Raw genomic sequence first — 6,000 nt, forward strand, 5'->3', positions numbered from 1 at the left:
GATGCCGGCACAGCCTGTCCTGTCCGCTACCGTCTCGTCAGGCACACGGTGAACCCTCAAATCACTGATCAGCGGGTTCCTTATGCCCGATCGACCAACGCGCCACAAGGTGCCACCAGTTCGCATCAGATGTGATTCGCGCCGGTTCCGAGGTAAGCCCAAGAGCCGCCAGTTCTTGATCTTGGTGGGTCTTTTCAGCTCCCGGCGTGAGCCCCGAGGGCGTTGACGCGGTTCTCGTACTCGCGGCGGACCTTGCGCTGTGCCGGAATGGCTCCGGCCCCGTCCAGGCCCTTGCAGCGGTCGAGGAGTTGGCGGTGGACCGCGGGTACGGCGGTGACGCGCAGGGTGTAGCCCTGGCCGCGCCGTACGGTCACGCCCTGGTCGAGCGTGACGCGCTCGGCGGGTTCCAGTTCGGCGGCGCGGAGGAAGTCGGCGACCTTGCCCGGCATGTCGAGGACGACCGGCGCTTCCGGGACCGGGGAGCCTGGGTCGGCGGCCGTGTAGTCGGGCAGGAGGTCGGCGACGGCGGTACGGATGGCGCTGCGGCTGACGCCGTGCTCGCGGGCGAGCGCGGCGATGGAGCAGCCTTCCAGGTATGCGGTACGTACGGCGTCGACCAGCTCGGCCTTGACGGCCGGGCGGCGCCCGCCCTTGTTGCCCTTGGCCTCGGCGGCCCGCAGCCCGTCGTACGTCAGCTCTCGCTGGAGGTTCGCTGGAGTTCGCCGGCGGCGGCGAGGGTCTGCACCATGAACTTCACGGTGGACAGCAGCTCGCCGGTGCGCGGGTGGCGGGCGGTGAGGTCCATCGCGGAGAACGCGCCGTCGTGGATACGCAGGGCGAGGCGGTCGCGGTGCAGGATGTCGAGCACGTCGAGAATGTGGCCTGTGCCTCGGACCAGGCGGAACATCTCGGAGATGTGCACGGTGTCGCCCGGCCGCGCGTACGCAAGGAGGCCGCCGGACTTCGGGCGCTCCAGCGGGTGGAGGCGGCTGGAAGACCAGATCGGCCACGCTGCTCCTCGCTTCTGCAGCTGTCAGGCGCTGGACGCCGGGAAGGCGGGCGAGCTTCTGGTCGTAGAGCTCCTGAGCCGTCACGCGTCGACGAAGCCCACACCTGTGCCGGACCGGCCGGGCCGCACGGACCTCGCCGCCCTGGACGGGCCCGCCGTCTGCTGCGGCAGCACTTCGCCGACAACATCTCCGCCGACGACCTGGCGCGAGCGGCCGGATGCAGCCGCTTCACGCTGTACCGGGGCTTCCGCACCGCGTACGGCTTCGCCCCCAGCGACTACCAGCGCGATCTGCGGCTGCGCCGAGCCCGCGCACTCCTCGCCGAGGGGATGACACCGGCAACATCTGCCGCCGAGGCCGGCTTCGCCGACCAGGCCCACCTCACTCGATGGTTCACCCGCACCTACGGCATCACTCCCGCCGCCTACCGCACGGCATGACACGCTGCGCAACGACCGGTTGCATCAGATTTGTTCACGAGTTCCGACAGCGGATGTATGCCAGTCTCGACAGCACCCAGGGAGCGTTCAGACTCGAACAGCGCTTGCTGAGCAGAGTGAAACAGACGGAGGCCCGCCGCGGCCGTCAGCAGGTGCGGGTCAGTGTGCCTGCCGGCTCAGGATGCCTGCAACGATGAGGTCGATGCCGGCGATGAACTGCAGCCGGTCGTCATGTTCGAGCCCCTGCTCCGCAACCGCCCGAGTGAAGGGGTAGTCCTCCGAATCGAGCCGGCTCCACGCCGCGGCGACAGTGCCGAGGTACGCACCGCGTTCGGTATCCGGGTCGAGACCGCGCGCACGTTCGGCGTTCGCGGCGTTCTGGCTGGCGGCGCCGAGGATGTAGTGCAGGAGCGCGGTCGTCGCGATGAACCAGCTACTCGCGGGAGCGCCCAGCGCTCGGACCTGTCGGCCGATGGCCTCGAAGAGGCGCGTCGTCGCCGGACCTGCAGGGTTGTGGGAGAGCTGGGCGGTGAGCTGGGAAGCGAGCCAAGGGTGCCCCGCCATCGCGTCGAAAAGGCCCAGGGCGGTGGCGTGTAGCCCGCCGGCCGGCCCGTCGGCGGGTTCGGTGGCCACTGAGAGGGTGACGGCCCGGTCGGCGGCCGCAGCCAGCAGCTCGGCCTTGCCGGCCACGTGCCAGTAGATCGCGCCAGGACCGGTGGCCAGGCGTTCACTCAGGGCCCGGAAGGTCAGGCCGTTCTCACCAGCCGTGTCGAGCACGTCGATGGCGGCCTCGACGATCCGTTCGCGGGAGAGCGCGCCGGCACGTCGCTCGGTCTTCTTTGTCGTTGGTGGTGTCACACGGCCAGTTTGACATGACTGGAATGCCGTTCCATTCTCACTCTGGAACAACGTTCCAGGGTCAGCGCCGGTGCGTGCTGGAACCCTGACGCGACACAGGAGGAGTACGCCATGGACGTACAGGACCAGCCCGCGTACATCATCAAGATGCGTGCCAAGCCCGGACTCGGCGAGAAGCTCTTCGAGCTGGCCACCGTGGGAATGGAGAAGTCGGGAGCCTCGGACCGGTTCATCATTGCCCGCGAGGACGACGACCCCGACGTGCTGTGGAACATGGAGGTGTTCCGCAGTCACGAGGCGAAGGCCGCCTACGAGAACAGCCCCCTGGCCGACGAACTGCGCGACGAGATCATCGGCCTGCTCGCCGAACCGCCCATGCGCATCGAGGTCCACCCCTACTCCGTCCTGCCCGCCGACCCGGCCTGAGCAGATCGGGAAGCCCTCTGCCCGCAGGGGGCGCCGCCCCCTGCGGGCAACCCGCGCTTCGCCCCGACCGCTCCCCTGAGCCGCGCTCTTGGCAGACCTTTTCGGCGGCCGCTCGAGAAGCGACGTCCTCAATCGGTGCAGTCCGTCAATCGAACAGCACCTCTGTCTGCGTGCTGTCGAAACTGCCGTACATCTGCTGGCGGAACTCGTAAACAAAGCCACCTTCTTCTGCTCGATGGGGTCGTTGTCGGCGAGGACGCCCTGGTTGCCGAAGCCGACCCACTGGGAGAACCGGTTGCACGACTCGACCTTGTTCGTCGCCGCAGTCACCCGGCGGCGCAGCGGCGCGTCCGAGAGGTAACGCAGCAGCTGCACCGTGCGGATCACGCGGCCGACCTCGCGAAACGCGGTGTAGGTGGAGTTCTTGTGCGAGCCCGACCGCAGCCGCTTCAGCAGCGTCGAGGAGGAAATAGCGCCCTCGCGTACGGACACGGCCATCTTCATCAGGTGCCAGGGCGTTGCAAAGTCCCCCACGCCAACCGGACCACGCCAACCGGACCACGTGAAAGGGCAGTTGGCCGCGGATGCGATGCACCAGGGTCTGCCACTGCCGGGTGAGGTCCGGCGTCGCCTCCAGTGTGCCCCACAGGTGCGAGTGCCAGAACGCCGTGCCGCAGTTCGGCTCATCTCACGCAGCGGGTGTAGCCGGTGGTGAGGTCGGCGGGAACCGCCACTCGCCCCGGAGGGGGACAGGCGGCGAAACAGCCCCGGTCGGGTCGGCGTCGCGTGGACCCGAGCCGACGATACCGATACCGACGGGCCGGCGTGCCATACTCCCGAGCTGAAACGCTTACGCAGTCGCCGACGACGGCAGGAGGGTGGATGGTCCGCCGCCCCGCTCCCAAGGACGGAGATCGCCCGGCGACGATCCGCGACGTGGCGCAGCACGCCGGCGTCTCGGTCGCCACCGTCTCCCGGATCCTCTCCGGCAGCTACCCCAGCGCGCCCGCAACCCGCAGCAGGGTGATGCGCGCCGTGCGCGAGCTCGACTACGTGGCGAACCCCCACGCCCGCGGACTGGCCGGCGTGCAGCCGAAGAATGTGGCCATCGTGGTCAATTCGGTGGCCTCACCGCACTACGCACACGTCGCCCAGGGGGTGCAGGAGCAGGCGGCCCAGGCGGGGCGGGTGTGCCTGGTCGGCACCACCGGTGGCGACCCCGAGCAGGAGCTGGCGCTCGTACGACTGATGCGCGAGCGGCACGCCGAGGCCCTGATCCTGGTGGGGAACGTCGTCGCGGACGACGCCTACCGCGAGCGCATGGTGCCGTACGCTCGCGCCCTCGCCCTGGTCGGCTGTCATCTGGTGCTGTGCGGCAGGCCCTCGCTCGGTCCGGACGTGCCGGCCATCGTCGTGGAGTACGACAACACCGGCGGTGCCTTCACGATGGCGAACCACCTCGTCGAGGCCGGACACCGCCGCATCCTGTTCCTGGGCCGGCGTGCCGGGTATTCCACGCCGGAGAGCCGGATCGAGGGCTATCGCGCCGCGCTGAAGGCCCACGGCCTACCGCTCGAGACGGGGCTGGAGGTCGACGGCACCATGGACCGCGAGGAGGGCTTCCGCATGATGAACGAGCGACTCGCCACCGGCCCATGGGACTTCACCGCCGTGATGGCGGCCAACGACCAGATCGCCGCGGGCGCCCGTCAAGCCTTGATCGGGCGGGGCCTGCGCATCCCGGACGACGTCTCGCTCACCGGGTTCGACGACCTGCCACCGGCTGCCGACATCGGCCTCACCACCATCCACGTCCAGCACAAGGAGCTGGGCCGTACCGCCGTGCGTCTGGCGCTGGAGACCGACAGGCCCGGCACACCCCGGCACCTGCTGCTGGGGACCCGGCTGGTCTCCCGCGACACTGTCGCCGCGCCTTCGAAGAACGCGGTCCCAGGGCTCCCCGCAGCGGCGGAGTGAGCGGGCCTCTCGCCCCTCGTCGCCGGCCACGGGACGCGGGGACACGGGGACACGGGGACACGGCGGATGAGCGTGCCGCCGGTCCCCGTGCCCGGGCCGGTCACCGACCGACGTACCTGATGTCCGGCCGCGGCGGACGGGACATGCCGGCGCCCAGGTAGTAGTCGACGTGGTGGGACTGCATGTAGCCCTTGAAGGTCATGGCGCCGTCGCCCGTGAGGTCGCCGACCCAGACGAACTTGACCGGGCCGCCGTCGCGCAGGGGCACCCGCACCGCAGGCTCCTGGGCGTGGTTCGCGGAGAGGACGAACGACCCGCTCGCCGCGCGCTCCGCGCCGTCGATCACCGGGCGGACCCGGTACCGGTTCGCCTTGGTCAGGTCCGCCGTGGAGTCCACGTAGTTGGTGCGGTCGGTGAGGACCTGATCGTTGATCCTGACGTATTCGCCGCCGTCGGTGGACCGGTAGACGTTGAAACCGATGCCCTGGGGGTCCAGGCCCAGCAGACGCCAGGTGACGAGCACCTCCGTGCTGCTGGATCGCACGGCCACGACGCCTCGGCCGAGGTTCTCCATCGGCCGGGCCGCGGCGGCCTGCGCCGCCGCCGGAGACGTCTCCGTCACGGGTGCGGTGGGCGCGGCGCCCCATTGGGTGAGGCAGAGGACCAGCGCCGTGGCGGTCGACGCGGTGACGGCGAGGCGTCGGGCACGCCGTCGTTGTGGGTCTCGCATGGGGTTTCTCCCTGCTGCCATGTGCTTCGGAGAGAAGGCCGGCGCGTGACCGCCGGCCCGAAGGTGCTTCCCGACCGCCGGGCCCCCGCACCGGCACGAGGACAGGCACGTTCACGCGCGTTGCGCGCGTGAGCCGGTGCGTGCCGGAGCCAAGTGCGGGTCGGCGAAGGATCTGCGCCCGGGAAGGCTGACCGCCTGCCGTCACCGACAGATGGGGTGGGGGGTCGGGCGAGACGAGCACCGGGCCCGGCCGCACGGTCACTGTGTCGGTTGCGTGACGGGAGAGTTAAAGCGTTTACATCTCGATGCAACCACCAGGTCAGGTACGCGTCAATACTGCACGTCGCAACTGACAGGGAGGGCTTGCTCGGCGGGGATCGCAGATAAAGCGTTTACACAACGCCAAAGGCGTCCGGCGCGGGAGCGATTTCGTCTCGCTCCCGCGCCCGGGCCGGCCCGCCGTCACCGGTGGCCGCGCCGGCATCGCCGGCGCTCGCGCCGTCGGCCGGCGCCTTGGCCGCCGGACCCGCTCCCTTGCGCGGGCCCTCCTTGACGCACC

The 6,000-nt window shown here is 70.0% G+C and carries 7 protein-coding genes and 1 pseudogene; 3 read left to right on the forward strand and 5 right to left on the reverse strand.

Annotated features, from left to right (window positions below; translation table 11 throughout):
• Nucleotides 1-194 precede the first annotated feature (194 nt).
• The gene (locus ACFV9M_RS24630) at nucleotides 195-449 is read right to left on the reverse strand and encodes a hypothetical protein (protein WP_385076904.1); all 255 of its coding nucleotides are present in this window, start codon (nucleotides 447-449) and stop codon (nucleotides 195-197) included.
• A 242-nt stretch (nucleotides 450-691) separates the two neighbouring features.
• Nucleotides 692-922, reverse strand: a complete 231-nt coding sequence (locus ACFV9M_RS24635; RefSeq protein WP_385076906.1) for a hypothetical protein — start codon at nucleotides 920-922, stop codon at nucleotides 692-694.
• On the opposite strand from ACFV9M_RS24635, the gene ACFV9M_RS24640 reads away from it, so the two are divergent.
• Entirely contained in the window at nucleotides 917-1,450 is a 534-nt protein-coding gene (locus tag ACFV9M_RS24640) for a helix-turn-helix transcriptional regulator (RefSeq protein ID WP_385076909.1), read from the forward strand. The genes ACFV9M_RS24635 and ACFV9M_RS24640 overlap by 6 nt on opposite strands.
• A 159-nt stretch (nucleotides 1,451-1,609) precedes the next feature.
• On the opposite strand, the gene ACFV9M_RS24645 is transcribed toward ACFV9M_RS24640, so the two are convergent.
• Nucleotides 1,610-2,308: a TetR/AcrR family transcriptional regulator gene (locus ACFV9M_RS24645; protein WP_385076917.1), complete on the reverse strand. Its 699-nt coding sequence runs from the start codon at nucleotides 2,306-2,308 to the stop codon at nucleotides 1,610-1,612.
• Nucleotides 2,309-2,419: 111 nt separating this feature from the next.
• Between ACFV9M_RS24645 and ACFV9M_RS24650 the strand changes: the two genes are divergently transcribed.
• Nucleotides 2,420-2,734 (forward strand): putative quinol monooxygenase, encoded by a 315-nt coding sequence (locus ACFV9M_RS24650; protein ID WP_385076923.1) that lies wholly within the window; start codon nucleotides 2,420-2,422, stop codon nucleotides 2,732-2,734.
• Nucleotides 2,735-2,962: 228 nt separating this feature from the next.
• On the opposite strand, the pseudogene ACFV9M_RS24655 reads toward ACFV9M_RS24650, so the two are convergent.
• Nucleotides 2,963-3,421: pseudogene (locus ACFV9M_RS24655) on the reverse strand (Tn3 family transposase); the annotation flags it as partial.
• A 249-nt stretch (nucleotides 3,422-3,670) separates the two neighbouring features.
• On the opposite strand from ACFV9M_RS24655, the gene ACFV9M_RS24660 reads away from it, so the two are divergent.
• A complete protein-coding gene (locus ACFV9M_RS24660) occupies nucleotides 3,671-4,711 on the forward strand; it encodes a LacI family DNA-binding transcriptional regulator (RefSeq protein WP_385076911.1) in 1,041 nt (346 codons plus the stop codon).
• Nucleotides 4,712-4,811: 100 nt separating this feature from the next.
• On the opposite strand, the gene ACFV9M_RS24665 is transcribed toward ACFV9M_RS24660, so the two are convergent.
• On the reverse strand, nucleotides 4,812-5,441 hold the full coding sequence (locus ACFV9M_RS24665) for a hypothetical protein (RefSeq protein ID WP_385076912.1): 630 nt from the start codon (nucleotides 5,439-5,441) through the stop codon (nucleotides 4,812-4,814).
• Nucleotides 5,442-6,000: the final 559 nt, after the last annotated feature.

The sequence above is a fragment of the Streptomyces sp. NPDC059895 genome (genome assembly GCF_042731035.1).
Lineage (GTDB): Bacteria > Actinomycetota > Actinomycetes > Streptomycetales > Streptomycetaceae > Streptomyces.

Excerpts from the sequence above, each read along its gene's own strand:
- ACFV9M_RS24630 (WP_385076904.1), bottom strand. The coding sequence starts at position 449 with ATGCCGGGCAAGGTCGCCGACTTCCTCCGCGCCGCCGAACTGGAACCC.
- ACFV9M_RS24650 (WP_385076923.1), top strand. The coding sequence starts at position 2,420 with ATGGACGTACAGGACCAGCCCGCGTACATCATCAAGATGCGTGCCAAG.
- ACFV9M_RS24665 (WP_385076912.1), bottom strand. The coding sequence starts at position 5,441 with ATGCGAGACCCACAACGACGGCGTGCCCGACGCCTCGCCGTCACCGCG.